The 25,769-nt window shown below is 62.7% G+C and carries 27 protein-coding genes; 26 read left to right on the top strand and 1 reads right to left on the bottom strand.

Annotated elements, in window-relative coordinates:
• The first annotated feature begins 9 nt into the window (after positions 1-9).
• From rnpA to rsmG, 6 genes are all read left to right on the top strand, one after another.
• Positions 10-354, top strand: a complete 345-nt coding sequence (rnpA, locus tag AABA48_RS14745; RefSeq protein WP_286352541.1) for a ribonuclease P protein component — start codon at positions 10-12, stop codon at positions 352-354.
• Positions 348-557 (top strand): membrane protein insertion efficiency factor YidD, encoded by a 210-nt coding sequence (gene yidD / locus AABA48_RS14740; protein ID WP_052269454.1) that lies wholly within the window; start codon positions 348-350, stop codon positions 555-557. Before rnpA ends, yidD begins: the two co-directional genes overlap by 7 nt.
• A gap of 19 nt (positions 558-576) precedes the next feature.
• The gene (yidC, locus tag AABA48_RS14735; RefSeq protein WP_286351084.1) at positions 577-2,172 is read left to right on the top strand and encodes a membrane protein insertase YidC; all 1,596 of its coding nucleotides are present in this window, start codon (positions 577-579) and stop codon (positions 2,170-2,172) included.
• A 6-nt stretch (positions 2,173-2,178) separates the two neighbouring features.
• A complete protein-coding gene (gene mnmE, locus AABA48_RS14730; RefSeq protein ID WP_286351083.1) occupies positions 2,179-3,549 on the top strand; it encodes a tRNA uridine-5-carboxymethylaminomethyl(34) synthesis GTPase MnmE in 1,371 nt (456 codons plus the stop codon).
• A gap of 206 nt (positions 3,550-3,755) precedes the next feature.
• Positions 3,756-5,639, top strand: a complete 1,884-nt coding sequence (gene mnmG / locus AABA48_RS14725) for a tRNA uridine-5-carboxymethylaminomethyl(34) synthesis enzyme MnmG (RefSeq protein ID WP_286351082.1) — start codon at positions 3,756-3,758, stop codon at positions 5,637-5,639.
• On the top strand, positions 5,636-6,289 hold the full coding sequence (gene rsmG / locus AABA48_RS14720; protein ID WP_286351081.1) for a 16S rRNA (guanine(527)-N(7))-methyltransferase RsmG: 654 nt from the start codon (positions 5,636-5,638) through the stop codon (positions 6,287-6,289). The genes mnmG and rsmG overlap by 4 nt, the downstream gene beginning before the upstream one ends.
• Before the next feature lie 4 nt (positions 6,290-6,293).
• Here rsmG and AABA48_RS14715 read toward each other — a convergent pair whose 3' ends face one another.
• Complete coding sequence (locus AABA48_RS14715) at positions 6,294-6,443, bottom strand: hypothetical protein (protein WP_286351080.1); 150 nt, start codon at positions 6,441-6,443, stop codon at positions 6,294-6,296.
• Positions 6,444-6,580: 137 nt separating this feature from the next.
• On the opposite strand from AABA48_RS14715, the gene AABA48_RS14710 reads away from it, so the two are divergent.
• The 20 genes from AABA48_RS14710 (at position 6,581) to AABA48_RS14615 (ending at position 25,724) form a co-directional block, all read left to right on the top strand.
• The gene (locus AABA48_RS14710; protein WP_286351079.1) at positions 6,581-7,321 is read left to right on the top strand and encodes a glycine zipper family protein; all 741 of its coding nucleotides are present in this window, start codon (positions 6,581-6,583) and stop codon (positions 7,319-7,321) included.
• A 62-nt stretch (positions 7,322-7,383) separates the two neighbouring features.
• Positions 7,384-7,776 (top strand): YbgC/FadM family acyl-CoA thioesterase, encoded by a 393-nt coding sequence (locus AABA48_RS14705; protein ID WP_286351078.1) that lies wholly within the window; start codon positions 7,384-7,386, stop codon positions 7,774-7,776.
• On the top strand, positions 7,773-8,780 hold the full coding sequence (locus AABA48_RS14700) for a glycosyltransferase (RefSeq protein WP_338270694.1): 1,008 nt from the start codon (positions 7,773-7,775) through the stop codon (positions 8,778-8,780). Before AABA48_RS14705 ends, AABA48_RS14700 begins: the two co-directional genes overlap by 4 nt.
• Before the next feature lie 56 nt (positions 8,781-8,836).
• Positions 8,837-9,133 carry a hypothetical protein gene (locus AABA48_RS14695; protein WP_286351076.1) on the top strand — a complete coding sequence of 99 codons (297 nt, stop codon included), beginning with the start codon at positions 8,837-8,839 and terminating at the stop codon, positions 9,131-9,133.
• A 91-nt stretch (positions 9,134-9,224) separates the two neighbouring features.
• Entirely contained in the window at positions 9,225-9,782 is a 558-nt protein-coding gene (locus AABA48_RS14690; protein ID WP_286351075.1) for a glycine cleavage system protein R, read from the top strand.
• A gap of 4 nt (positions 9,783-9,786) precedes the next feature.
• On the top strand, positions 9,787-10,296 hold the full coding sequence (gene def, locus AABA48_RS14685) for a peptide deformylase (protein ID WP_286351074.1): 510 nt from the start codon (positions 9,787-9,789) through the stop codon (positions 10,294-10,296).
• A 99-nt stretch (positions 10,297-10,395) separates the two neighbouring features.
• Positions 10,396-11,151, top strand: coding sequence for an ABC transporter permease (locus AABA48_RS14680; protein WP_286351073.1), 756 nt, complete (start codon positions 10,396-10,398; stop codon positions 11,149-11,151).
• An 84-nt stretch (positions 11,152-11,235) separates the two neighbouring features.
• Positions 11,236-12,306 (top strand): radical SAM/SPASM domain-containing protein, encoded by a 1,071-nt coding sequence (locus tag AABA48_RS14675; protein WP_119333989.1) that lies wholly within the window; start codon positions 11,236-11,238, stop codon positions 12,304-12,306.
• A 132-nt stretch (positions 12,307-12,438) separates the two neighbouring features.
• Positions 12,439-13,461, top strand: a complete 1,023-nt coding sequence (gene hemE, locus AABA48_RS14670; protein WP_324309168.1) for a uroporphyrinogen decarboxylase — start codon at positions 12,439-12,441, stop codon at positions 13,459-13,461.
• A 79-nt stretch (positions 13,462-13,540) separates the two neighbouring features.
• A complete protein-coding gene (locus AABA48_RS14665) occupies positions 13,541-13,744 on the top strand; it encodes a SlyX family protein (RefSeq protein WP_286351071.1) in 204 nt (67 codons plus the stop codon).
• A 21-nt stretch (positions 13,745-13,765) separates the two neighbouring features.
• On the top strand, positions 13,766-14,593 hold the full coding sequence (locus tag AABA48_RS14660; protein WP_324309167.1) for an alpha/beta hydrolase: 828 nt from the start codon (positions 13,766-13,768) through the stop codon (positions 14,591-14,593).
• A 404-nt stretch (positions 14,594-14,997) separates the two neighbouring features.
• The gene (locus AABA48_RS14655) at positions 14,998-19,530 is read left to right on the top strand and encodes a glutamate synthase-related protein (RefSeq protein ID WP_286351069.1); all 4,533 of its coding nucleotides are present in this window, start codon (positions 14,998-15,000) and stop codon (positions 19,528-19,530) included.
• A 34-nt stretch (positions 19,531-19,564) separates the two neighbouring features.
• On the top strand, positions 19,565-19,753 hold the full coding sequence (locus AABA48_RS14650) for a ferredoxin (RefSeq protein WP_286351068.1): 189 nt from the start codon (positions 19,565-19,567) through the stop codon (positions 19,751-19,753).
• A 32-nt stretch (positions 19,754-19,785) separates the two neighbouring features.
• Complete coding sequence (locus AABA48_RS14645) at positions 19,786-20,997, top strand: acetate/propionate family kinase (RefSeq protein ID WP_286351067.1); 1,212 nt, start codon at positions 19,786-19,788, stop codon at positions 20,995-20,997.
• A 62-nt stretch (positions 20,998-21,059) separates the two neighbouring features.
• A complete protein-coding gene (locus AABA48_RS14640; RefSeq protein ID WP_286351066.1) occupies positions 21,060-21,527 on the top strand; it encodes a peroxiredoxin in 468 nt (155 codons plus the stop codon).
• Positions 21,528-21,536: 9 nt separating this feature from the next.
• The gene (locus AABA48_RS14635; protein WP_286351065.1) at positions 21,537-21,989 is read left to right on the top strand and encodes a thioredoxin family protein; all 453 of its coding nucleotides are present in this window, start codon (positions 21,537-21,539) and stop codon (positions 21,987-21,989) included.
• 99 nt (positions 21,990-22,088) lie between these two features.
• Positions 22,089-22,517 (top strand): NADH-quinone oxidoreductase subunit A, encoded by a 429-nt coding sequence (locus AABA48_RS14630; protein ID WP_286351064.1) that lies wholly within the window; start codon positions 22,089-22,091, stop codon positions 22,515-22,517.
• Positions 22,504-24,882, top strand: coding sequence for an NADH-quinone oxidoreductase subunit B/C/D (locus AABA48_RS14625; RefSeq protein WP_286351063.1), 2,379 nt, complete (start codon positions 22,504-22,506; stop codon positions 24,880-24,882). Before AABA48_RS14630 ends, AABA48_RS14625 begins: the two co-directional genes overlap by 14 nt.
• Before the next feature lie 5 nt (positions 24,883-24,887).
• Positions 24,888-25,376, top strand: coding sequence for an NADH-quinone oxidoreductase subunit NuoE (nuoE, locus tag AABA48_RS14620; protein WP_286351062.1), 489 nt, complete (start codon positions 24,888-24,890; stop codon positions 25,374-25,376).
• Between the two features lie 3 nt (positions 25,377-25,379).
• Complete coding sequence (locus AABA48_RS14615; RefSeq protein ID WP_286351061.1) at positions 25,380-25,724, top strand: DUF488 domain-containing protein; 345 nt, start codon at positions 25,380-25,382, stop codon at positions 25,722-25,724.
• Positions 25,725-25,769: the final 45 nt, after the last annotated feature.

Here is a 25,769-nt window from a genome sequence, read left to right as displayed (position 1 = left end):
CGTTCGACCCTGTTCCGTTTTACCAAGGATGAGCGTCTGCTGCGGAGGGCCGATTTTCTTCGGCTCTCCGCAGCGGCGCGAAAGCTTCATACGTCCAGCTTCATTATTCTTTGGACGCCAGGTGAAACAGGACGGAGACGGATTGGAATCACTGTTAGCCGCAAGGTGGGAACGGCTGTGGTACGTAACCGCATCAAGCGTCTTGTGCGGGAGTATTACCGGCACCATCGCGAAGCCCTTCCGAGCATTGATCTGAATGTCATTGCAAAGAAGGGCGCCGAGCGGCTTGATTATCACGGCGTCTGCCGGGAGCTTGACCCGGTTGTTGAACGCCTCGCAGGCTTGGAATGCTGAAGGGTATTCTCTACATCATCGGCATCTACCAGCGCTACCTGTCTCCCCTCAAGGGGCCTACCTGTCGTTTTTACCCTTCCTGTTCACGATACGCGCACGAATCGCTCACACGGCATGGTCTCGTCAAGGGACTCTGGCTTACTACTATCCGGATCCTCAAGTGTCATCCATTCCATCCGGGCGGCGTTGATCCAGTCAAGTAACGAATAATCAGGAGCTGACATGGAAAAAAGGGCTTTGATAGCTGTTGTTCTATCCATTCTCTTCTTTTACGGCTACACGGCACTCTTTTCGCCGCCCCCGAAAGAGACACCGAAGCCGGTTGCCACTGCGACGCAAAGTCAGCCGGCGCAGCTGGTGGCTGCCGCACCGGTTCCCGTGACTGTTCCCGCTCAGCCTCAACCGGCTGTTGCCGCCAGGGACGTGTCGGTCGACACTCCTGCCTATTCGGTGACGTTTTCCACCCAGGGCGGGAGCATCAAACGCCTCGATCTGAAGCGGTATCATGAAACGGCTGGTCCGGGCGGCAAGAACGTCACACTGGTTTCCGAGGACAATCCGTCGAATTACACCGTTGGCCTCCGCGCCCCCGGTTTCGGTCTTGACCAGAATGCAGTCTTTGTCCCGAGTGCCGACGCACTCACCGTAGTACCCGGCGAGAAGAAGCAGCTTTCCTTCACCTGGGTTTCGCCGGCCGGCGTCACGGTGACAAAGACATATAACTTTTCCGGTGACGGCTACGGGCTGGAGATGGAATACCGGGTCACCAACAGCGGCAGCGCTCGCGTAACCTCGCCTGTTCAGACGGTTCAGACCTATCCCCTTGTGCCAAAGGTCAAGGAGAGCAGGTTTGAGACCTTCGGACCGGCGACCTTTGCCCAGGACAAACTGTTTGAGGACAAGGTGAAGGACCTGGAGTCGGGCGCAAAGACTCATGCGGCTCCGCTCTGGTCCGGATTCGCTGACAAGTACTTCCTCTCTGCCGTACTGGCTCATGAGGGTAGCATGGCGGCAGCAACCATCCGCAAGACAGCCTCGGGTTATCTGGAGAACACCATCGCTTCACCGGAACTGTCCCTTAACCCCGGCGAGGGCCGGGCGCTTACCTATCGTCTTTTCTTCGGGCCCAAGGATATCGATGTTCTCAAGGCACAGGGCAACAGCCTGGAGCGGGCTATCAACCTGGGCTGGTTCGCGATGCTGGCCAAGCCCTTGCTCCACAGTCTCAAGTTTTTCCACAACTACACCGGGAACTACGGGATCGCCATTATCATCATCACGGTTATCATAAAAGTTATCTTCTACCCGCTAACCCACTCCAGTTACAAGTCCATGAAGGAGATGCAGAAGCTCCAGCCGAAGATGCAGCAGTTGCGCGAAAAGTTCAAGAATGACCGTGAGGCCATGAACCGCGCCATGATGGAACTGTACCAGACCCACAAGGTGAACCCTGTGGGCGGGTGCCTCCCCATGCTCGTACAGATTCCCGTCTTCTTCGCGCTCTACAAGGCGCTCATGTTCTCCATAGAGTTGCGCCACGCGCCTTTCATGCTCTGGATCACCGATCTGGCCGCCAAGGATCCCTACTACGTGACCCCGATCATCATGGGTGTGACAATGGTCATCCAGCAGAAGATGACGCCCTCCCAGATGGATCCCGTGCAGCAGAAGATGATGATGGCGCTGCCGGTGGTCTTTACGTTCATGTTCCTCAACTTCCCGTCTGGCCTTGTGCTTTACTGGCTCGTCAACAACGTGCTTACCATCATCCAGCAGTACTACATCAACCGCAGCATCAGTACGGCGGAGGTCAAGTAGCGGACCATGTACGTTGAAGATACCATAGCCGCCATCAGCACGGCGGCAGGGGAGGGTGGGGTCGGGATCGTCCGCGTTAGCGGACCGGACGCCCCCTCGATTGCCCACCGTGTTTTCAGGCGCGGTTTCAACGGTGACTTCGAGAGTCACCGTTTTTATTATGGGTCGGTCATTGACACTGTCACTGGCGAGGTCGTTGACGAGGCAATGGCGGTCCTCATGGTACGTCCACGGTCCTACACCCGCGAGGACGTCCTGGAGATCCAGTGCCACGGGGGATATCTCGTCACCCGACGCGTGCTGGAACTCGTGCTTGCCGCCGGGGCGCGTCTCGCAGAACCCGGTGAGTTTACCCGTCGGGCCTTTCTCAATGGCCGCATCGATCTGGTCCAGGCAGAGGCTGTCATCGACGTGATCAGGGCCAAGACCGGCGCTGCCCTTGCCTTGGCTCAGCACCAGCGCCAGGGGCGGCTATCTCAACGGCTCGACACGGTCATGGCCGAGTTGCGTCAGGCTCTTGCATTGGTAGAAGCGTTCATCGACTTTCCCGAAGACGACATCGACCCAGCCGCTCAGGATGCATTAACGGTCCATGTGAGGAAGGCCGCCGAAACGGTTGAAGAGCTTATTGCCGGATTTGACGAGGGACGGGTCCTGCGAGAAGGGGTGGCTGTCCTTATCGCCGGCAAACCGAACGTGGGAAAGTCCAGTCTTCTGAATACCCTTCTTCAGGAAAAGCGGGCCATCGTCACCTCGGTGCCCGGCACCACCCGAGACATTATCGAGGAGGTGGTCAATATCCGCGGTCTGCCGCTCCGGATGATCGATACCGCCGGTATTCGCGAGACCGAAGATATTGTGGAAAAAGAAGGGGTGCGCCTGACCCTTGAAAAGATCCCCGAGGCGGATTTGGTACTGCTGGTGGTCGACGGTTCGCGACCACTTGATGAGGACGACCGGATGATCCTTGCGGCCCTTGCCGGCAAGCGACTCATTCTCGTGGAGAATAAATGCGATCTGCCGCGGGCCGTGCAGATTCCCGATGAACTTGCTCTTATGCCCAGGGTCATGGTTTCCACCTCGCGCGGCGACGGCATTGATGAGTTGAAGGAAGCAATTTTCCAGACCTTTATTCATGGAGCTGCTATTGACAGCCGTGAGTATGTTGCTGTATCCCGGGTTCGTCACCGCGATCTGTTGTCACGCTCCACGATGCACTTGGCCGCGTTCGAGCAGGGACTTGCGTCGGGGTTCACTCTTGAGTTGCTGGCTGTTGAGTTGCGCGACGCTCTGGCCGCTGTCGGTGAGGTCACGGGTGAGACAACCCCGGATGACATCCTGGATGTCATTTTTGACCGGTTCTGCATTGGCAAGTGACCCACAACGTCAACTGACTGATGTGGCTGACGCAGGTTCCCCGTGCCACACGATGCATGAGTCAGGTCAAGATTGATCCGATGCCGGCATCATGTTTCACGTGAAACGTTTGCTGTAACATTGCGAATGTAGTGATAAAAAAGCTGGGATACAGTATCCTTGAAGTTCTGGTGTGAAACGAAGGGGAAGGGAGGCGGCGGGACGTCATGAATTTCATAGATTACGAAAAACAGTACGACGTCATCGTGGCGGGAGCCGGCCATGCAGGCTGTGAGGCGGCCCTGGCCGCGGCACGGATGGGGTGCGAGACCCTGCTTCTTACCATCAACCTGGATGCCATCGCCCTCATGTCGTGCAATCCGGCCATCGGCGGACTCGCCAAGGGGCACCTGGTGAAGGAGATCGATGCGCTGGGCGGCGAGATGGGAAAGAACATCGATGCCACCGGCATCCAGTACCGCATTCTCAATACCCGCAAAGGGCCTGCGGTGCGGGCTTCCCGCGCCCAGGCGGACAAGCAGCTCTATCGCCTCCGGATGAAGCACGTGATGGAGCAGCAGGAGCGGCTCTCGCTCAAGCAGGGTGAGGTCACGGGCCTCGTGGTTGAAGATGGTCAGGTGCGAGGGGTGGCGACCAAGGTCGGGGTTCGCTTTCTGGGGGAAACGGTTATTCTCACTACCGGGACCTTCATGCGCGGACTGATCCACGTAGGTCTCACCAATTACCCGGGCGGCAGGGCGGGAGACCTGCCGTCGGTGGGGCTGTCTGACCAGTTGCGCGATTTCGGCTTCACGGTCGGCCGCCTCAAGACGGGAACCCCGGCGCGCCTGGACGGGAACACCATCGATTTTTCCCGGTTGGAACCCCAGTACGGGGATGATCCGCCAGTGCCGTTTTCCTTTTCCACCGAACGGATCGATCGGCCCCAGCTTCCCTGCTACATTGCCTACACCAACGAACGTACCCACGAAATCATCCGGAGCGGTCTTGACCGTTCACCTCTCTATTCGGGCGTTATTGAAGGGGTTGGTCCCCGGTATTGCCCATCCATCGAGGACAAGGTCATGCGGTTCCCGGACAAGGACCGTCACCAGAGCTTTCTTGAGCCAGAGGGGCGCGATACGGTGGAATACTATCCGTCGGGCCTCTCCACCTCGCTTCCCATCGATATCCAGTATCGCCTCTACCGCTCCATCGAGGGGCTGGAAAACGTGGAGATCATGCGGCCGGCCTACGCCATCGAGTACGACTATGTAGATCCGATCCAACTCCATACGTCACTTGAAACAAAGCTCATCCGCAACCTCTATCACGCCGGCCAGATCAACGGCACATCCGGCTACGAAGAGGCTGCGGGGCAGGGGCTCGTGGCGGGTATCAACGCGGCGTTGCGGGTGCGAGGCCGGGAGCCCCTGGTGCTCGGCCGCGACGAAGCCTACATCGGGGTCATGATTGACGATCTGGTAACGTTGGGGACTCGCGAACCCTACCGGATGTTCACGTCGCGGGCCGAATACCGGTTGCTGCTGCGGGAGGACAACGCCGACCTGCGCCTTCGGGAACGTGGCCACGCCGTGGGTCTCGTTCGGGACGAGGAGTACCGGCTGTTCCTGGAAAAACGTGAGCGGATCGGTGCGGAGCTGGAACGGTTGCGCACCGCGAAACTCCTGCCGTCCGAAGCGGATCCGTCGTTCCTCGAAACCTACGGCATGACCGATCTGCGCAATGCTTTGACGTTTGAGCAGCTCTTGCGGCGGCCCGACATCACCTATGCGGAGCTTTCGCAGATTGACCCGGTCGTGGGTATGGTTCCGCCGTCGGTGAAGGAACAGGTGGAGATCCAGATCAAATATCAGGGCTACATCGAGCGGCAGCTGGATCAGGTAGAGCGGGCGCGCAAGCTGGAAGGGACCCGCATCCCCGCCGATCTGGACTATGCCGTCATTCCCGGGCTCTCCGCCGAGGTGAGGGAAAAGCTCCTCCGCTTCCGCCCCGATACCCTGGGGCAGGCGTCACGCATTCAGGGGGTCACCCCTGCCGCCGTCGGTATCCTGTCCGTGGCCATCAAATCCAGGAGCGCCTCGTCATGAACGCCCGGGCCTGCCGGATACTGCAGGAAGGTGCTGCCGAGCTGGGCGTAGAGATCAGCGACGAGCTGGTCACGTTGTTTTCCCTCTTCGCCGACGAACTGAAAAAGTGGAACCGGAAGATCAACCTTACGGCCATCACCGGCGACGAAGAGATCGCCCTGAAGCACTTTGTCGACTCGCTGGCCTTGTGTCGGCTGGTGAGCGGTGCCGACGATCTGCTTGATCTGGGCTCGGGAGGCGGTTTTCCCGTTCTGCCCCTGGCTCTGGTGTTCCCGGACCTGACAGCAGTGTCGGTTGATGCCGTTGAAAAGAAGATTATCTTTCAGCGCCACGCGGCCCGTTTGCTGGGGTGCCGGAGGCTCGAGGCCGTCCACGCCAGGGGCGAGGATCTGCCTCGAATGCTCGGGCGTCGCTTCAACCGGATCGTGTCGCGCGCCTTCAGTGACATTCCCTCCTTTGCGAGGATGGCGCTGCCGCTCTTGATGCCCCAGGGGACGATCATCGCCATGAAGGGGAGGGGGGGCGCGGAAGAGGCTGATGCCGCGCGCGGGGCTTTGGAGGAGATGGGCCTCACTGTTGTTCGAGTGACAGAGTACCGCCTTCCCTTTTCAGGCGATGCACGCACCCTGGTTGAGATTGGTTTTTGTTAATTTTTTACAATCTAGCAATCTGGCGGGCGAAACAGCCTTCTCGCAGGCTTTTGCTGTCGGGGGAGGAAGCGGCCTTGGTGGTTACCAAAAAGCCGCTCAAAGCTAAAATTTGAAAGCCGCTTCTCTGCAGCCCTTCACGGGGTTTTTCGCCCATAGACCCGCATCCCGTACAGTCAGCCCTGCTGTTGCGTGCCGACCAGCAGGTGATATCATTAAAACGCGGTGCCCGTGAACCGTAAGGTGCCGCGGAGTCCCGCTGCCAGCCAGTCGAGGAAAAGGGAGATTAAAATAATGAAAATTCGCATCCTCAAAATCATTGCTGCCGTGCTGCTGCCGACACTCATCCTCACGGCCTGCACCTCCTATCGGAGCCAGTATGTCGGGTTCAGGCCCGCCGAGGACTACATAAACAGTAAGGTGGTGAACGGCGTGACCATTGGCGGCGAGGCCTTTGCCGACACGGCCTCCGCCACCGACGCTTTCGGATTCGACGTGATCGGGACCGGGGTCATGCCGGTGCAGGTGGTCATGAGCAACAAGGGTCCTAGAAGCCTTGAGATCGTTTCCAGCCAGACCTTTCTGGTGAACGACCAGAACCGCTACTTCCCCGTGGTCCCCAACACGACCGCCGTCGACCGGATCGAGAAGTCGACCCAGTTCGCCTCCTTTTTCGGCAAGGGAGCAGGGAAGGGAGCACTGCTCGGCGCGGCCGGCGGAGCGATTCTCGGGGCGGCCATCGGCATCGTCTCAGGGCACAGCGTGGCCGAGGCGGTGGGCAAGGGGGCAGCCGTCGGCGCAGCCGGCGGAGCCATTGCCGGCGGTGTTTCCGAAGGGACGTCGGGCGAGCGCGAGCGCACCATCATCGAAGATATCCGCAACAAGGGGCTTGAGGGGAAAGCTCTGCCGGCGGACAGCATTGCCAGCGGCTTCCTGTTCTTCCCTGCCGAAGCCGGAAGTGCAAAGGAATTGCGCCTGCAGCTGCGGGAGCGTGAGACCGGCGTGACCTCCAACGTGGTGTTGAGATTCAAGTAACCGCAGCCCCATCTGCCATTAAAAAGAGGCTCACAGCCTCTTTTTTTTCGTGAGGAGCCAGAGTGGAATTCCGTATCTACTATGAAGACACCGACGCCGGCGGCGTGGTCTATCATGCGCGCTACCTGGGCTTTTTCGAGCGGGGACGATGCGAGTACCTGCGGGAGCGCGGGCTTTCGGTCCGGGAGCTGGCCGACCGAGACTGCATATTTCCGGTCGTGCGGATGGAGATCGACTTCCGTGCCCCGGCAGTGCTGGACGACCTTGTCCGGGTCGAGACCGAGGTGCTTGAGGTGGGCAAAACCTCATTCACCGTGGGGCAGCAGGTGGTGCGCTGCCTGGACGGCAAGCTGCTGGTTGGGGGCAAGGTGACCCTCGTCTGCGTCGGGCCGGGGATGAAGCCCAAGCGCCTTCCCTCCGAGTTGATCCATGCCTTGATGGCGGAGATGCCGTGAGCGCACCCCGCGTGTCGATTCTCATGCCGGTCCGCAACGAAGAGCGCTTCCTGCCCGCTGCCCTGGCCTCCCTGTGCCGGCAGTCCCTGACGGCATGGGAGCTCATTATCGTGGACGACGGTTCCACCGACGGCACGCCGGAGCTGTTGCGCGCGGCCGCGGCCCGGGACCGGCGGGTGAGAGTGCTCAACAACGCGGGCGCGGGACTGGTAGATGCCCTGAATTACGGCCTCGCCCACTGCCGAGCGGAACTCGTGGCCCGCATGGACGGTGACGACATCTCCCACCCGCAGCGGCTGGAACGCCAAGCCGCTGCCCTTGACGCGGATCCCGGCCTGGGACTCGTAGCCACCCGGTTTCGCCACTTTCCCCGACACTCGGTGGGACTCGGCATGCGTACCTATGAAGAGTGGCAAAACGCCCTGCTGACTCACGAGGAAATCATGCGTGACCGCTTTGTGGAGTCGCCGGTCGTCCACCCGAGTGTCATGGCTCGCCGGCAGGCTCTGACAGATGCCGGAGGCTACCGGAAGACCGGCTGGGCAGAGGATTACGACCTCTGGCTGAGGCTTGCAGCCGGGGGGGTCAGGTTCACGCGGCTGCCGGAGGTGCTGTTCTTCTGGCGGGAGCGCCCCGAGCGCGCGACCCGCACCATGGGTGAATATGCCGCCGATGCCTTCCGCGCCTGCAAAATCCATCACCTGTGCCAGGGGTTCCTGCTGGGTGTGGACAACGTCACCCTGGCCGGTGCCGGGCTGGAGGGGAGGGCGTGGCAACGAGCCCTGGCGCGGGAGGGGGTGCGGGTGGGCCGATGGCTCGACGTGGATCCGCGGAAACAGGGACGAACACTCCACGGGGCGCCGGTGACGGCACCGGATGACGTGAGGGCGGGCGCAGAAAAGATTCTCGTTACCGTGGGAACCCGCGGAGCGCGGGATGGAATCCGGGACTGGGCCCGCAGGGCGGGCTTGCGCGAGGGAGAGGATTTTGTCTGCGTCACCTGAGTGGTGGCCAGTGGTGCGCGGACGGAACTGATCAAAGCGGAAGGAGAACACGAGCCATGCCGGTAAAGCTCAAGGCGTCTGACCTCTTCTACAAGTATCCCAAGGACGTGGTCAACCGCGATCAGCCCAAGTTCCGGGGCAAGCCCGATTCGCACCCCTTCAACCGGGACGACCTCTATGAGGTTCTGGCAATGATGGAAGCGGTGATGAATGAACTGGGCTCCAGCGATGGCCGGGTCCTTAATCTGCTCGAAGATATCATGCACCAGGACATGCCACGCTTCATCGAAAGCCGCGAGATGGTCTTCGACTGCCTCGTGGAGACGGCCCGGGAGCGGCTGGGGCCCGGGTAGCCGGTCTTGCCATGGCCTCCCGCATCTGCTATAGATTAATGAACCAAATCGTGAGACACATTTGCCGGGCATCGACCCCGGGAGGCACACCATGACCAAGGATTCAGTTGTCCACTTCGCCCTTTCCGTCGTCGGCAAGGACCGGCCCGGCATCGTCGCCGGAACCACCGGCATTCTCTACCGGCTCGGCTGCAACATCGAGGACTCCAGCTCCACCATGCTGGGAGGGGAGTTCGCCATGATCCTCATCATCTCCCACCCAAAGCCGTTCACCAAGAGCAGGCTGCTCGAAGAATTCCGGGTACTTGGCGAGGAAATGGGCCTCACCGTCTCAGCCCGTACCATGACCCCCGACGAGGCTGAGTACTGCGCCCCCGAAGGGGAAATCTGCATGCTGTCGGTTTACGGGTCGGACAAGCCGGGCATCGTCTACCGGGTGACCAAGGAGCTGGCCGAGCGCAGCATCAATATCACCGACCTCAACACAAAGTTGGTAGGGAAAAAAGGTGAACCGGTCTATGTCATGATGATCGAGGCCGCGCTGCCGGAGGGGATCTCGGTGGACCAGGTGTCGGCCATGCTCGAAGAAATCAGGAAGGAGCTGAACGTGGAGATCTCGGTGCGCTCCATCACACCGGTTTCCCTCTGACGCCATGCCAGCACAGACCATACTGCAGTATCCCCATCCCGTCCTGAAGAAGGTATGCCATACCGTCACGGCCATCGACGAGACCATTAGTGGGCTGATCGACGACCTGATCGAGACCATGCGTGAAGGTCCCGGCTCCGTGGGCGTTGCCGCCCCCCAGATCGGCGTCACCCTGCGTGTCTGCGTCATTGACGTCTCGGGCAGTCGCCACGGCAAGGACAACAACCACGGGCTGCTCCTCATGGTCAACCCGGAGATCGTTGACCGGTCGGGCAATGCGGTCATGCGCGAAGGATGCATGAGCGTCCCCGACTACACGGGTGACGTGGAGCGCTCCACCGAGATCCGGGTCCGCTTCCTGGACGGCGCGGATGGCTCTGAGCGGGAGATCACGGCCTCCGGTTTCGAGGCCGTCGCAATCCAGCACGAGATGGACCACCTGGACGGCATCCTGTTCCTCGACCGGATCGTCTCGATCAAAACGGGTCTCTTCCGGCGGAAAAACTACAAGTAACGGCCGGACAGGCCACGGACCGCCATGGCGGCTGAACGCGCAGCAGCGCCGGCCTTCCGCCGGTCCGGGGGTGATCTGTGCCACAGGAGGCGGGGAGCCGTGTTGACAGGCGCCTTTTCCATCTGGAAGCGCGACATGCTGGTGCTCCGCCGCAGCCTTTTCTCGGAACTGGCGGCGGTGGTAGCCGCTCCACTCACCTTTTACCTCGCCTTCGGCTTCGGCCTTCGCGGCTACATTGCCGATGTGGAAGGGGTGCCCTACACCGTGTTCATGGCGCCGGGGCTCATCACCATGACTGCCGTTTCTGCTGCCTTCGACGAGAGCGCCTGGAGCATGTGGTTTCACCGTAAGGTCCAGCGGACCATTGAGGCTTACCGGGTCACCCCGATCACCGTCTACGATATCGTCATCGGCAAGATATTCTCAGGTTTCACCCAGGGCGCCCTCAAGGGGGTGGCCGTGGCTGCGGTCATCTTCCTTCTCACCGGCGTCCGGTTCGACCCTGCTCACCTGGCAGCCTATCTTTCCTTCATCATTCTCGGTTCCATGGCGTTTTCCTGTGCCGGAACGGTCTGCGGGACGCTCCTGGACAAGCCCGAGACCATCGGCAAGGTCCAGGCAGTGGTCATCATGCCCCTCATCTTCCTGTCCGGTGCCTTCTTTCCCGTCTCGTCCTATCCCGAAGCCCTGCGAGCCACGGTCATGCTCATCCCCACCACGGCACTGTTCGAGGGCTCCCGCAGGGCTCTCCTGGCTGGAGCCTTCGATGCCGGCCTCTTTGCCATCCTCGCCATTACCGCTCTGGCCGCCTTTGTCGCCACGGTGGCCATCTTCAATCGAAAGATGGCAGAGTAGCACCGGCCCCCGGCCGCTAAACTTCTTGTGCTGTCGAGGTTATTTTAGTAGGATTTACAGGATTGTCACACGAACGGAGAACCCATGGCCGAAGAATTCATTCCCAAGTGGGTTGCCTGGGAAACCACCCAGAAATGCAACCTCAAGTGCGTCCACTGTCGCTGTTCCTCTGACCTGACCTCCTCCGAAGGTGATTTCACCACCGAGGAGGGGAAGAAGCTCCTGAAGGAGATAGCCGATTTCTCGAAACCGGTTATCGTTCTTTCGGGTGGCGAGCCCCTCATGCGCCAGGATATCTTTGAGCTGGCCGAGTACGGCACCTCCCTTGGGCTGCGGATGTGCATGGCCACCAATGGCGCCTTGGTCACCGACGAAATCTGCGCCAAAATGAGGAAGGCGGACATCAAGATGGTGTCCCTCTCTCTGGACGGCAGCAGCGCCGAGGTTCACGACGATTTCCGCCAGTGTCCCGGGGCCTTCGAGGGGGTGGTGCGGGCCGCCGAAATCTTCCGGCGTAACGGCCAGAAATTCCTCATAAATTCTTCTTTTACCAAACGGAACCAGCACGATATCGCCAACACCTTCAAGCTGGCCAAGAGCCTGGGCGCCACTGCCTGGTACATGTTCATGATCGTCCCCACGGGCCGGGGCGAGGAGATCATGAACGAGCTCATCTCCAAGGAGGACTACGAAGAGATCCTGGAGTGGCACTACCAGCAGGAGAAGCTGGAGGACGAAATCCTCATGCGCCCCACCTGTGCCCCCCACTACTACCGTATGGTCCCCATGCGGGCCAAGCAGGAAGGGGTCAAGTTCGAGCGCCGCTCCCTGACCTTCTCCACGGGCGGCGGCAAAGGATGCATCGCGGCCCAGACCATCTGTCTCATCGACTGCTTCGGCAACGTGAAGCCCTGCTCCTACTTCCACCGTACTGCCGGCAACGTAAAGGAAATCCCCTTCCGGGAAATCTGGGAGAACTCGGAAATATTCAAGGATCTCCGTAACTTCAAGGCATACAAGGGGAAGTGCGGCGAGTGTGAATTCATCAACGTCTGCGGCGGCTGCCGGGCTCGAGCCGACGCGGTTTATGGGGATTACATGGCAGAGGAGCCGTTCTGTAATTACGTGCCGATACGCCTTCAGAAGAAGGCGTAAGGAACGCGATAGTTACGCCGTCTTGGCGCCGTCCTCGTCACCCCGGCGGGTGCACCAATCTGGCGCAAATCTCACGTTTTTGGGTTTTTTCGATCAAAATTCCAAAGGCAATTTCTCTGAGGAGGGTTTTCAATGAATAATCGTTTTCTCGACGCGTGCTGGGGCAAGCCCGTTGACCGTACTCCCGTGTGGCTCATGCGCCAGGCGGGCCGCTATCTTCCCGAATATATGGCGATACGCTCCAAGTGCACCTTCCTGGAGCTCTGCAAGACCCCGGAACTGGCCGCAGAGGTGACCATCCAGCCCATCGACATCCTGGGTGTCGATGCGGCAATCCTCTTCTCCGACATTCTTACCCCGGTTGAGCCAATGGGGCTCAAACTCGACTTCGTGCCCGGCCCGGTCTTCGAGCACCCGGTGCGGACCATGGCCGATGTGGAGAAGCTGCGCATTCCCAACCCCGAGGAAGATGTCCCCTACGTCCTGGACACCATCAAGATCCTCCGTCGGGAACTGGCCGGCAGGGTTCCCCTGATTGGCTTCGGCGGAGCGCCGTTCACCCTGGCTTGCTACATGGTTGAAGGCAAGGGCTCCAAGGACTGGGCAAACATCAAGCGGATGATGTATGCCGCTCCCGAGGTCTATGCCGCCCTGATGGAGAAGGTGACCATGATGGACATGGAATACCTGAACGCCCAGATCAAGGCCGGTGCCCAGGCGATCCAGATTTTCGACACCTGGGGCGGGGTCCTCTCCCCCACCGATTACGAGAAGTACGCCCTTCCCTACACCACCAAGCTCATCAACGGCCTGAACCGCCAGAACACGCCGGTGATCCACTTCGTCAAGGGTGCCGGCACCATGCTGGAGACGGTGCAGAAGGCCGGCGGCGACGTCATGGGGCTCGACTGGCACGTGAACCTTGGGAAGGCCAGGGATGTGCTCGGTCAGAACATGGCCGTCCAGGGGAACCTGGATCCCACGGTCCTCTATGCCCCCAAGGAGGTCATCGAGGCCGAGGTGAAGCGGGTGCTCGACGAGAACGCCGGCCGTCCCGGCCACATCTTCAACCTGGGACACGGCATCCTGCCGACGGTGTCGCCGGAAAACGCCATCCACATGGTGGAGTGCGTGCACCGGCTGTCGCAGAAGTAGCCCGATTACCTGCCTGGACGAGGAAAAGGCAGCCCTGGCGCTGCCTTTTCCTCATTCCTGCTCAGATAGCGAACCCGCCATGGAAAACCGTATCACCGACATCGAGATCCACCTTTCCCACCTGGAGCACACCATCCAGGAGCTGAACGAGGTGGTCTATCGCCAGCAGCAGACCATCGACCGGTTGGAAGACGAGCTGAAGTCCTTGCGGATGCAGTTCCTGGCGGTGGCACCGTCGCCGACCCGCCCGCCCGGCGAGGAAACGCCGCCTCCCCATTACTGACAGCCATTCATAGGGGCAGCCATGGAGCATCCCCTCATCCGGATCGTCATTCTGGCCGTACTCGCCTACGCGGGGTACGCGCTGCTCTGTTACCTCGCTCAGCGTTCCATCATCTATCCCGGTCGCTCCATTTCCGTGGCCGGCCAGCCCCCTGATTCGCCAGATATCCACCCTCTCTGGCTCGCAACCCCCTACGGCCACGTCGAATCCTGGTTTCTGCCGGCCACGGGGAGCGTTGCCGGAGGCAGGCGTCCGGTGGTACTCTTTTTTCACGGCAACGGCGAGGTGATCGATGTTCTGCCGGAGCAGGCAGAGGGTTTCCGTAGGATGGGGATGCACGTCATGCTCGTCGAGTACCCGGGATACGGCCGTTCCGGCGGTTCGCCGTCCGAGGAGGGGATCACGGCCGCTGCCGTGGCCGCCTACGATGAACTTGTACGAAGGGACGACACGGATCCCGGCCGCATGATCGCCTTCGGCAGGTCGCTCGGATGCGGAGCGGCCTGCGCCCTGAGTCTCAGGCGCCCGCTGGCGGCCCTTGTTCTCCAGTCGCCATTCACCTCCATCCGTCCCTTTGCGCGGCAGATGCTCCTTCCCGGATTTCTGGCGCGCGATGTCTTCGACAACCGTAAGGCCCTGGAGTCCTACGGTGGCGCGGTCCTCATCCTGCACGGCGCGGAAGACGACATCATCCCTGTCGGCCACGGGCGCGAACTGGCCCGTACCGCCCGGCGCGGGCGCCTGGTGGAGCTTCGTTGCGGCCATAATGACTGCCCCCCCGACTGGACGGAGTTCTGGCGGATCATTGAGGGATTTCTGGAACAGGAAGGGGTGTTGGGGAGAAAATGAAAGGCCCGCCATGCTTCGGCGGGCCCCTGTTCATTCCGGATTCTGTGCTCCCGTTTCACGGGATTCTTCCGACATCAACGACTGCCGGTTTCATACTGCCCAAGATGTGGTTCGGCTGAAACTTCCTCGATAGGTTTCGCCCCTCCTTTTGGCAGTGCTGGTTTAGGTAGCTACCTGAGTCAACTATAACGCGCGGCGGGAAAAAATCCAGGCTGTTATTTTTCGTTGGACAGCATTACAATAGCTTGGTTGCAGCTGACAATCGGGAGAAGCGGTGAGGGGACGGGCATGGCCGCGCCCCTCTTGTTTTTTGCGGCCGCGACCGGGTTGTAACCCTTGCGGCCTGCTAAAATGGTGTGAGATAGTTGTACCGTTCACTACCCTGCCGTGTCGAGGAGAGCACCATGGCCGACAAGACCATCGACCCCTCCGGCCTCGTCCCCCCCGAGCGGGACGCCTGTGCCATCATCTGTCACATCAACAAGGAAGCCCGTCCCACCCACGGCAACGTCCAACGGACCATCGAGGCCCTGGTGAAAATGGGGCACCGGGCCGGTGAAATCAACGGCGAAGGGGACGGGTGCGGCGTCCTGACCGACATCCCCCGGACGATCTGGCGGGAGGTCCTGGCTGGCGCCGGCGCAGACCCCGATCTGGCCGAAGCTCCCGCCTTTGCCGTAGGGCATTTGCTTCTGCCGAAGGAGGCCATTGTCGCCGATCCGCAGCTGCAGGAGGCAATCCTTGGCCGGTTCTCCGCCGCCGGCGTCCAGTTGCTTGTGGAGCGGCCCGGCATTGTCCGGAGCGAGGTCCTCTCCAGCCGCGCCAGGGAAGGCGAGCCCCTCTTCTGGCAGGTGGCTCTTCTCTGCCCGGAGAAGGTGGCAACACCAAAGCTCCTGTTCGAACTCCAAACATCCATAGAGCGGGATTTCGCGGTCCACGTTGCGTCCCTCTCCACCGATGTGACCGCCTGGAAGGTTCACGGCGCACCGGAACTCCTTCCCCGCTACTATCCCGAATTGAGGCGCCGCGACTTCTTCTCCTCGGTTACTATCGGCCACAGCCGTTACTCCACCAACACCCTCCCTACGGTGCTCCGGGCCCAGCCCTTTTCGCTCCTGGGGCACAACGGCGAGATCAACACCATCGCCCGGCTTCGGGAAGAGGCTCGGATGATGGGAATTCCCCTCTTCGCCGACGGCTCCGACTCCCAGGATCTGAATCGGACCCTGGAAGGGCTCATGTTTCGCTATGGTCTCACCCTGTTCGAGGCGATGGAGGTGGTTTTCCCGCCCATCTTCAGCGCCATGGACGGCATGGGGCCGGAGCTTAGGGCCATGTATACCTGGTTCCGCCGCTTTCTGAAGGCGTCGGCCCAAGGGCCCGCGGCTATCATCGCCCGCCATCGCAATCTTTGCGTCTTCAGCGTGGACGCCATGGGGCTGCGCCCTCTCTGGGTGGGCGAGACCGATCGGGAGATCTTTGCCTCGTCGGAACTGGGCGTCGTCCCCCATGAGGAGATCCTGAGCGACCCGAAGCCCTTGGCCCCCGGCGAGAAGGTGGGGGTGCGAATCGTGGCGGGGCAACAGGTGGAGATCATCGGGCACCCGGCCCTGCGGCGGGAGGTTTATCAGAGCTTCCGGAAGCGGACGAATCTGGCGTCTCAGGAGAAGTGGGTGACGCAGGGGGCGGCCCTGCGGGACGGGCTACCGTCCCTGGCGGCCCGCTTTGGCCGGAGCGCCAAACTCCATCAGGACAACCTTATGTCCGCCTTTGCCTGGAAGTCCAGCGATCTGTCCATTCTGCGAGAGATGGCCGGCAACGGCTCGGACCCCATCGCGTCCCTGGGGTACGACGGCCCCCTGGCGTCGCTTTCCAGCCAGCGTCAGAATCTCTCCGACTACTTCAAGGAACAGGTGGCTGTGGTGACCAATCCGGCCATTGACCGGGAACGGGAGGCAGAGCATTTTTCCACCAGGGTCTACCTGGGCCCGCGGCCCCTGTTCCGGGGCCCCGCCCGCCTGGCGGTGACGCTTGAGGTGCCGCTGCTGACCGGAGGACGCCGTACCGGCATCGAAGCGGCCGACGCCACCGTGGCCCGGGAGTTCGGCACCGCCAGCCTGGAGGCGCTCGTGGCAGCCTTTGGCGAGGGCAAGGGGAGATGCCGGGTGATCCCGTGCCACATGTCAAAGGAGGAGCGTCTGGGGGCCGCCCTGGCACGCCTGACCCGCGAGGCCGCGGAGGCGGTGTCCCGGGGGGCTGCGGTTCTCCTGCTGGACGACAGCGACTGCTTCGCCCCGGGGAAGAGCTTCATCGACCCATTCCTGGTGACGGCGGTCCTCCACAAGGGGCTCAAGGAGGCCACCGACGCCTCGGGGGAAAGCCTGCGGCGACGGACCGCCCTGATGGTCCGGTCCGGTGCGCTCCGCAGCCTCCACGACCTCATATTCGCTCTCGGCATGGGTGCCGATGCCCTTTGCCCCTACCTCATGTGGGAAGGGGCCGGCGATGGCGCGGGGGTGAAGAACCTCTTCTCGGTCGTTGCCAAGGGACTCGAAAAGGTCATCTCCACCATGGGGACCCACGAGATCGGCGGCTACGGCAAGTACTTCGCATCCATCGGCCTTTGCCGGCACCTGGCGGAGATCTTCGAAACCCCCAACTTCTGCGGCTCGGGGCAGGGCGGGCTCACCCTTGAGCGGCTGGAGGAGGAAAACCGCTCCCGCAGCTCCGTGGCCCGCAGCCGCGAAAAACAACCGGTGCCTGTTCAGTTCAGGCTCTATCCCAAGATCTGGAAGATGGTGGGGGCCGTGGCCAAGATGGAGGAAACCTACGCGGACCTCTCCCGCCTCATCCAGCAGTACGAGGCGGAGAACCCCCTGGCCATCCGGCACCTGCTCGATCTCCGCTACACTCCGGAACTGACCGTTGACCCGGACGAGGTGGACGCCACCGTGGGGGACCATAACCTGCCGATCCTGATCTCGGCCATGAGCTTCGGCTCCCAGGGGGAGACCCCTTTCAGGATCTACGCCGAAGCGGCAAAGCGCCTTAACATCGTCTGCATGAACGGCGAGGGGGGCGAAATCGCCGATATGCTGGGGCAGTACCGGAAGAACCGGGGGCAGCAGATCGCCTCGGGGCGCTTCGGGGTGAACATGGCGTTCCTCAACTCCGCCGACGTTCTGGAGATCAAGGTGGGGCAGGGCGCCAAGCCGGGGGAGGGGGGACATCTCCCCGGCTTCAAGGTGACGGCCAAGATCGCTGCGGCTCGCCACGCCACGCCCGGCGTCAGCCTCATTTCCCCCTCCAACAACCACGACATCTACTCCATCGAGGATCTGGCCCAGATCGTCGAGGAACTCCGTACCGCCAACCCCCGGGCTCGCATCTCGGTGAAGGTGCCGGCGGTGGCGGGAATCGGCACCATCGCCCTCGGCGTGGCCAAGGCCGGGGCCGACATCATCACCATCAGCGGCTACGACGGCGGCACCGGCGCGGCCCGCAAGCACGCCATCAAGTTCGTGGGACTGCCTGCGGAGATCGGGGTCTCAGAGGCCCACAAGGCGCTGGTGGCGGCCGGGATGCGCCAGAAAGTGGAGATCTGGGCCGACGGCGGCGCCCGCACCGGCCGGGACGTGGTGAAACTCATGCTCCTCGGCGCCAACCGGGTCGGTTTCGGCACCATGGCCATGGTGGTAATCGGCTGCACCGCCTGCCGCGGCTGCCATCTCGGGACCTGCCACGTGGGAATCGCCACCCAGATCGAAACCGCGGAGGAGGCCGAAGCCCGGGGTCTCAAGCGCTTCGTCCCCCGGGTGCTGGAAAACGGGGTCATTTACATGAGCACCTTTTTCCGGGGAATGAGCCGGGAAATCAGGATCCTCACCGCAAAGCTCGGCTTCCGGCGCACCCAGGACCTGGTGGGGCGGAGCGATCTCCTTGTCCAGGCCCGGGGCCTCGACCGTCTGGACCTGGCGGAGCTGCTCCGCCCGGCCCGCCCGGAGGAGCACCAGCCCTTCGAACCCGAGGTGCGCATCATCCGCAAGCCCCTCAATTACCTGACCTCTCTTATCTCCGGGCTCGTGACCGACTCTTTCGCCAAGGGCGAGGAGCGGGTCCGGTACGATGACGACAGTGCCACCAGCTCCGACCGGGCCATCGGCACCCATCTGGCCGGTGCCTTGGAGCGCGGCGCGGCCGAGGGGCGCGTTCGGACCGGGCAGCGGGCGCTCCTTCAGTTCCGGCGCGACTCCATCCCGGGCAACGGCTTTGCCGCCTTTTCCATCGAACGGCTCACCATCCGGGTAGAGGGAGGGGCTCAGGATGGCGTGGGCAAGAGTACCTCCGGCGGCAGAATCGTCATCCTCAAGGGTGAGAACCGCGAAGGACGGCGGGTGGGCGGAACCGTGGGCAAGGGGCTCGCCTACGGTGCCCAGGGAGGAACCTTCCTTGTTCAGGGAGACGCCGACAGCCGGGCCTGCATCCGACTTTCCGGGGCCGACGTGGTCTTCGGCTCCCGCATCCGTGAACCGGTTGACGACTTTCGGGGGGACATTGCCTCCCGGGCCAACCTCAAGGGCTTCGCCTTCGAGTACATGACCGCCGGACGGGTGGTGGTCCTGGGGGATCCGGGCCCCTGGATCTGCTCCGGCATGACCGGCGGCGTGGTGTACTGCCACCTGGACGGGGCCATGGGGTTCAGCCGTGAGGCCCTGCGTCGGCGGCTGGCCAAGGGGGCCGGGGTGGAGATCCGGGCCGTTGAGGAAGAGGATGTGGCAAGCATTGGGGAACTCCTCCTGAAGTACCACCGGGAGCTCCTCCACTCCCACCAGGAGGAAGAAGCCGACGCCGTGGAGGGGATCATTGCCGCCGCCCGGAGCTGTTTCGTTAAGATCGTGCCGGAGAAGAACATCGTTACCCCCAGGAGCACCGAGTGACGGTATCCCCCCGAGGACGCACGGAGGAACTACCATGATCCGTAATCTGTACGTCGAGAAAGATGTCTGCATCAGTTGCGGTCTTTGTGTTGAGACGGTTCCGGAGGTGTTCCGGTTTGACGACGACAACCTGGCCGAGGTGTACGATCCGGCCGGCGCTGCCGAGGAAAAGATCCAGGAGGCCGTTGACGCCTGTCCGGTCTCCTGCATCCTCTGGGGGTAACAGCCCCCACATCCCACGATACGGGAAGACACATGATTATCCTGATTCTCAATTGCCGGGGCTTTTCCATCCACTTCCAGCTCTTCGACTGGTCTACGCGGACCGTCCTCGCCCGGGGGGACGTTGACCGGATCGAACTGGGCGACTCGTTCATCTCTATGGAGGTGCCGGGGCGGGACCCCTATCACCTGGAGTCCGACTGCTCCAGTTTCGGTGCAGCCGTGGCCCTTATTCTCGCCACCCTGACCCACCCCCTGGAGGGCCCCCTTTCCCGGGTCGGGCAGATTACCGCCGTGGGGCACCGGGTCGTCCACGGGGGAGAGCGGTTTACCGCCACGGTTCCCATCGACGGGAAGGTCATTGAGGCGGTGCGTGCCATGGAGGAACTGGCGCCGCTCCATATCCCCCCGAACCTGGCGGGGATCGAGGGGGCCATGGCCACTCTGCCCGGCATCCCCCACGTGGCGGTCTTCGACACGGCATTCCACCAGGCAATGCCGCTCCATGCCTACCTCTATCCCCTCCCCTGGGAGTGGTACGAGAAGCACGGCGTGAGACGCTACGGCTTCCACGGCGCCTCCCATTGCCATGCGGCGCGGCGGGGGGCGGCGCTTCTGGGGCGCGAGCCGGCTCGCTGCAACCTGATCACCATCCACATCGGCAACGGGATTTCCCTCTGCGCCGTTGAGGGTGGCCGCTCCATCGACACGAGCATGGGGCTCACGCCGCTGGAAGGAACCATGATGGGAACCCGTTGCGGCTCCATCGACCCGGGCATTCCCCCGTTCATGATGCAGGAAGAACAGCTCTCGCCCCGTGATCTGGACCGGATCCTCAACCAGCGGAGCGGCTCTGCGGGCATCACCGGCCTCAAGCTGGACCGGCCGGCGTTTCTGGCCCGGGCCATCGCGGGAGATGAGCGGTGTCTCCTGGCCCTGGAGATGGAGGCCTACCGCCTCCGGAAGCACATCGGCGGCTACACCGCGGCCCTTGGCCGACTCGACGCCGTGGTCTTCAGCGCTGCTTCGGGGGAGGGGGAGTGGTTCATGCGGGAAAAGACCCTCGCCGATATGGCGTGTTTCGGCATCCGGCTCGACCGGGAGCGGAACCGGACTGCCCGTTCCGTGGACCGGGAGGAGCGGGTCAGCGCCGATGACTCACCCGTTGCGGTCTATGTGATTCCCACCGATGAGGAAATGGTCTATGCCGAGGAGGTGGCCGCGCTCCTGAACGGGCGGGGGTGACAACGACCGGGAATGGGGTAAACTGTTTTTCCTGTCGGATTCGATCCACCAAGGAGGCACGCATGTCGCTGGAAGGCCAAAAGGCTCCCGACTTCACCCTGGAGGGAAGTGACGGGAAAATGCACTCTCTGAAAGACTACGCGGGGCAGACGGTCGTCATCTATTTCTATCCCCGGGACAATACGCCGGGATGCACCAAGGAGGCCTGCGGCTTCCGGGATCTGCACCAGGATCTGACGGCGCGCGGCGTTGTTCTGCTCGGCGTCAGCAGGGACAGCCTCGCGTCCCACGACACGTTCATCAGGGCCTTTGGCCTCCCTTTCACGCTTCTGTCGGATCCGGACGCCGCCATGATGACCGCCTACGGTGCCTTCGGCGAGAAGGTCCAGTACGGCAAGACCACCATGGGCACGATCCGCTCCACAGTGGTGGTGGGTCCCGACGGGACGGTGGTGAAGCACTGGTCCAAGGTGGCCAAGGCAGATGCCCATCCGGCCCAGGTGGCAGAATTCCTCGCCAAGCGGGCGTAGGAACCTCCCATGGCAGAGAGCGGCCCGTCATTTCTCGTTGCCTGCCCCGCCTGTGGCACGACCAACCGGGTGCCGGCATCCAGGGAAGGGGTTGCGGGCCGCTGCGGCAGGTGCCGCGGTGTGCTCCCGCCCCTCTATTTTCAGCCGGTCCCGCTTACCGACCGGAGTTTCGACCCGTTCGTCGCCGGCTATCATGGTCCTGTTCTGGTTGAATTCTGGGCCCCCTGGTGACCCCACTGCCGGGACTTCGCACCGGTGGTGCGGGAAGTTGCGCGCGAGCTTGCCGGCACGGCGGCAGTGGTTCAGGTGAACACCCAGGAGAACCCGCAGCTGGCAGCCCGCTTCGGCATCCGGGGGATTCCGGCCCTGGTGCTCCTGCGGCAGGGACAGGTGCTCGCCACCTGGAGCGGAGCGCTACCCATGGAGGCGGTGCTTTCCCGGGTCCGCGGCGCGCTGAGCTAACGTGGCAGGGCATCGGCGTTTCCCTCAAAACCGTTGACATGAGTCCCGATTGCGCTAGAGTATGAACTCGGCATTTCACTCGACGCCAAGGAGAGTAGAATGCAACCAGCCGGCATATCACATTCCCTCTTCCCCTCGTTGCCGCCCGAGTTCATTCCCCTGGCGCTCTACACCCTTGCGGCATCCATCCTGGTCGGCGTGCTCCTTCTGGCCGCCTGGTGGCTCGGCGCCAAGACCACCAACCGCAACAAGGAACTCCCCTACGAATCGGGCGCAATCCCCACCGGTTCGGCCCGGCTCGCCTATCCGGTCCCGTTTTACCTCATCGCCATCTTCTTCATCGTCTTCGACGTGGAGGCGGCCTTCATCTTCGCCTGGGCCACGGCCTGGCGTGAGCTGGGCCTACCGGGGCTCGTCCATATTACCTTCTTCATCGTCATCCTCCTTCTCGGCCTCGTCTGGCTCTGGCTGAAGGGGGGCCTCGACTGGGGACCGTCCCGTGCACGGAGGGGCCATGTCCGAGACTGAGGTCCCACAGAACAACATCATCCTGGCCAGCCTGGACGACCTGATCAACTGGGGGCGGGCCAACTCCCTCTGGCCCATGTTCTTCGGCCTCTCCTGCTGTTTCGTCGAGATGATGACCTCCTTCACCTCCCGCTACGACGTTTCCCGCTTCGGGGCCGAGGTGCTCCGGGGGACGCCGAGGGAGGCGGACCTCATGGTCATTGCCGGCACCGTTTTCAAGAAAATGGCCCCCTCCATCCTCCGGCTCTACGAGCAGATGGCCGAGCCCAAGTGGGTCATCTCCATGGGGAGCTGCGCCAACTCCGGCGGTATGTACGACGTCTACAGCGTGGTCCAGGGGGTGAACCAGATCATCCCGGTGGATGTCCACATTCCCGGCTGCCCCCCGCGCCCCGAGGCGTTCCTCCAGGGGCTGATGCTGCTCCAGGAAAAAATCAGGAGGGAAGAACGCCCCGCCAGGAAGGTCCTCCACCTGGCCGGCGGGAGCGAGGGAACCACCCGGCCGGTGCTAGTGGACGGGGTGACCAAATCCCGCGACACCCGGGGACCCGGCATGGAAGGGATCGCCATCAGGGGAACCTCGGTGCAGCACCCCAATTTCCCGATGCCCCGCTCCGACGAGATGTGGCGTCCGCCGGCCCCGAAGCACCACTTCCCCGACTTCGGCCTTGCCGGAGAACTGGAAACGGCCTTCGGCCACCGGGTAGTGCGGGACGATCACGCCACCGACATGCTCACCTACCGCTGCCCGCCGGAGCTGCTGCCGGACGTGCTGCGCCACCTGAAGACCCGGAGCGCCGCCCCCTTCCGGCGTCTGGAGGACGTGGCCTGCGTGGATGAGTCGTGCCGCCGGGAGCGGTCGCGGTTCCCGGACTTCACCGTCAATTACCATCTTCTTAACTTCGACATCCCCGGACATCTGCGGATCAAGGCCGACTTGCGAGGGGATACGCCGGAGATCCCGAGCGCGACAAGCGTCTTCCCGGCGGCCGACTGGTACGAGCGGGAGGCCTTCGACATGTACGGCATCCGGTTCGCCGGCCACCCGAACCTGCGCCGCATCCTCATGCCGCCCGACTGGGAGGGACACCCCCTGCGAAAGGATCATCCCTTCCGGGCCACGGAGATGCCTTCCTACACCACGGACGACGCCCGGCGCCATCAGGCCCTGCCGGCCTCTGATTTCTTCGATAGAATTGACGAAGAAACCCTGATCCTGAACCTGGGGCCCCAGCACCCCGGCACCCACGGCATCATCCGCTTCATCCTCAAGCTGGACGGCGAAGAGATCCTGGACATGGACACCGACATCGGCTACCACCACCGGGGTGCCGAGAAGATCGGCGAGCGCCAGCACTGGAACCAGTTCATCCCCTACACTGACCGGATCGACTACCTGGCCGGGGTCCAGAACAACCTGGCCTACGTGAACAGCGTTGAGCGGCTCTGCGGCATCACCGTGCCGGACCGGGCCATCACCATCCGGGTCATGTTGGCGGAGCTCTTCCGGATCGCCAGCCACCTGGTCTGGCTCGGCACCTTTGCCGCCGACGTGGGGGCCATGACCCCGGTCTTCTACACGTTCACCGACCGGGAGAAGGTCTTCGACATCGTGGAGATGGTCACCGGTGGCCGGATGCACCCCTCCTGGTTCCGGATCGGCGGCGTGGCCGACGATCTCCCCGAGGGGTGGGACGGGGCGGTGAAGGCGTTCCTCGACTGGATGCCGGCCCGGCTCAAGGAGTACGAGGATCTCCTGAAGGGGAACCCCATCTTCCGGGCACGGCTGAAAGGGGTGGGCGTCATCACCGGGGACGAGGCCCTGGAGTGGGGGATTTCCGGCCCGAACCTGCGGGCCTGCGGCGTGGAATGGGACCTGCGGAAGAAGATCCCCTACAACGGCTACCAGCACTTCCACTTCGAGGTTCCGACCGAGGAGGGGGGGGATTGCTGGGCCCGCTACCGGGTCCGGATCGAGGAGATCCGCCAGTCGCTCCACATCGTCCGCCAGTGCTGGAAGGAGATGCCCGCCGGGCGGTGGATCACCGACGACTACCGCTACGTGCTGCCCAGGAAGCGGGACGCGCTCCACGACATCGAATCCCTGATTCACCATTTCATCAATGCCACACGGGGAATGGCGCCGCCGAAAGGGGAGAACTACAGCGCCATCGAGGCCCCCAAGGGGGAGAACGGCTACTTCGTGGTGAGCGACGGCCTCAACGTGCCGTATCGGGTGCGGATCAAGACGCCGAGCTTCCCGCACATCCAGGCCCTCCCCCTCATGAGCCGGGGGTGGCTCGTGGCGGATTTCCTGGCCATCATCGGGTCCATTGACTTCGTGCTGGCGGATTTGGACAGGTGACGCCGATGATCCCGGAGCTTCTCAAAAAGGAACTTCAGTCCCGCGTCGCCCACGCCGTCACCAGCCGCGAGGCGGCCGTGGACGTGATGAAAGAGCTGCAGCGCCACTACGGCTGGCTCACCGACGAGGCGGTGGGGGAGGCGGCGGAGCTCCTGGGACTCACCCCCCTCCAGGTGGAGGAGCTGGCCACCTTCTACGAGATGATCTACCGCCGCCCCGTGGGAAAGCTGGTGATCCACGTCTGCGACTCCATTTCTTGCTGGGCTCTGGGGGGGGAGAGTCTCATGGCGCACCTGGCAGCGGCGCTGAACATCGAACCGGGGGGAACCACGGCGGACGGGCTCTTTACGCTTCTGCCCTGCTGCTGCCTCGGCAACTGCGGCGAAGCCCCGACGCTCATGGTCGGCGACACCCTCCACGGCCGGGTGACGCTGGAGCGGGCCGGGGAGATCTTGGCGACTGAGCGGCGGCAGCTTGCAGCCGCGGAGGGATGAACGATGGTGCGAGTAAAGCGGATCTACGACGAACCGGCAACCGAGGACGGCACGCGCGTCCTGGTGGACCGGCTCTGGCCCCGGGGTATCGCGAAAGACAAGGCCCGCATCGACGAGTGGCTGAAGGAGATCGCCCCCAGCGACGAGCTGCGGCAGTGGTTCGGCCACGACCCGGCCCGGTGGGACGAGTTCCGGGAGCGCTACCGGCAGGAGCTGGACGCGAAGGCGGAACTCCTGGATGGACTCCGGAAGCTGGTGGCCGGCGGGACGGTGACGCTCCTGTTCGCGGCAAAGGATGAAAAGCACAACAACGCGGTGGTGTTGAAGGACATTCTTGTTGAGCAATAAGACCCCCCTCAGTCCCCCCTGCCTTGTAGGGGGAAGCGAACGAGA

Source organism: Geobacter sp. 60473, assembly GCF_036323535.1.
GTDB lineage: Bacteria > Desulfobacterota > Desulfuromonadia > Geobacterales > Geobacteraceae > Geobacter > Geobacter sulfurreducens.
This window is presented reverse-complemented; position numbering and strand designations above follow the sequence as displayed.